Here is a 1,487-nt window from a genome sequence, read left to right as displayed (position 1 = left end):
GCGGCAGCCTATCCGCAGGATCAGACGCTAAGCAGTCTGTTTGAGCAGCAGGTCGCGAACACGCCGGAGCAAGTCGCGGTACTGTGCGGTGAAGAGTCGCTGACCTACCGTGAGCTGAACGAGCGAGCCAACCGTCTCGCACGCACCTTGCGTGCGCAAGGGGTTGAACCGGATCAGCCTGTGGGCATTCTGCTTCACCGTTCGCTGGACATGATCGTAGGTATCTACGCGATCCTCAAGGCAGGCGGAGCTTATGTGCCGATCGATCCGGAATATCCGGCCGACCGCATCCGCTTTATGCTGGAGGATTCAGGCGCGAAGTTGGTGCTGACGCAATCGCATCTGGCGGAGCAAGCATCGCTGAGTTTCGACGGCCGGGTGCTGGTGCTAGATCGTCAGGAGCAGGCTGGCAAGAATATTTACCACGAAGATGGTTCAAATCTGGAGCCACTGGCTGGGCCGCACCATGTCGCCTATGTCATCTACACCTCCGGTTCCACTGGAAAACCGAAGGGTGTAATGGTGGAGCACCATTCCGTGTTAAACCGGATTTTGTGGATGCATGATCGCTACGGCCTGGGTGCAGAAGATACGATCCTGCAAAAGACCGCCTTCACCTTCGACGTGTCGGTGTGGGAGCTGTTCTGGTGGTCGATGGTCGGCTCAAAGGTAAGCCTGCTGTCGGTCGGCGGGGAAAAGAACCCGGAAGACATCGTCGACACGATTGCCCGCGATGGCGTGAGCACGATGCACTTTGTACCAGCCATGCTGCATGCGTTCCTGGAGTATGTGGAACAGCAGCCACGAGAAGTGATGCAAGCGAAGCTGGGCACACTGCGCCATGTCTTTGCCAGTGGTGAAGCGTTGCCGCCACAGCATGTGGCCCGGTTCCAGCGGCTCGTGTCGAGCCTGGCCGGAGCGAAGCTGGTCAACCTGTATGGCCCAACCGAAGCGACGGTGGACGTATCGTACTTCGATTGCGAGCCTGATGTAGCCTATTCGGTTATTCCGATCGGGAAACCGATTCAAAACATTCGTCTGTACATCGTCAAGGAAGGCACGGAGCAATTGCAGCCAATTGGCGTGGCAGGTGAACTGTGCATTGGCGGTGTCGGCGTAGCACGAGGATATCTGAACCGTCCAGAGCTGACGGCCGAGAAATTTGTAGCTGATCCGTTTGCCGGCGGGGAAGCAGGGTATGAGCGGATGTACCGCACCGGCGATTTGGCGAGATGGATGCCGGACGGGAACATTGAATATCTGGGCCGGATCGACCATCAGGTGAAAATCCGGGGGTACCGGATTGAGCTGAGCGAGGTGGAAACGCAGTTGCTCCAAGTGGAATCGGTACGCGAAGCCGTGGTCATGGCTCGTGCAGACGAAACGGGACAAAAACACATGGTGGCCTACTATGTCGCGGGGCAAGAAATCAGTGCCAGCGAGCTGAGAAGTGCGCTGGGGCAGGAGCTGCCAAGCTACATGGTACC

Annotated in this window: 1 protein-coding gene; it reads left to right on the top strand. The window is 57.8% G+C overall.

Annotation, left to right across the window (positions count from 1 at the left end):
• The coding region (locus tag OIU26_RS25780; RefSeq protein WP_264218413.1) for an amino acid adenylation domain-containing protein at positions 1-1,487 on the top strand (1,487 nt) is incomplete at both ends.

This window comes from Paenibacillus sp. BT-177 (assembly GCF_025846815.2).
GTDB classification, from domain to species: Bacteria; Bacillota; Bacilli; order Paenibacillales; family Paenibacillaceae; genus Paenibacillus; species Paenibacillus polymyxa_C.
The sequence above is the reverse complement of the archived record's forward strand: the minus strand, read 5'-3'. Positions and strand labels throughout refer to the sequence as shown.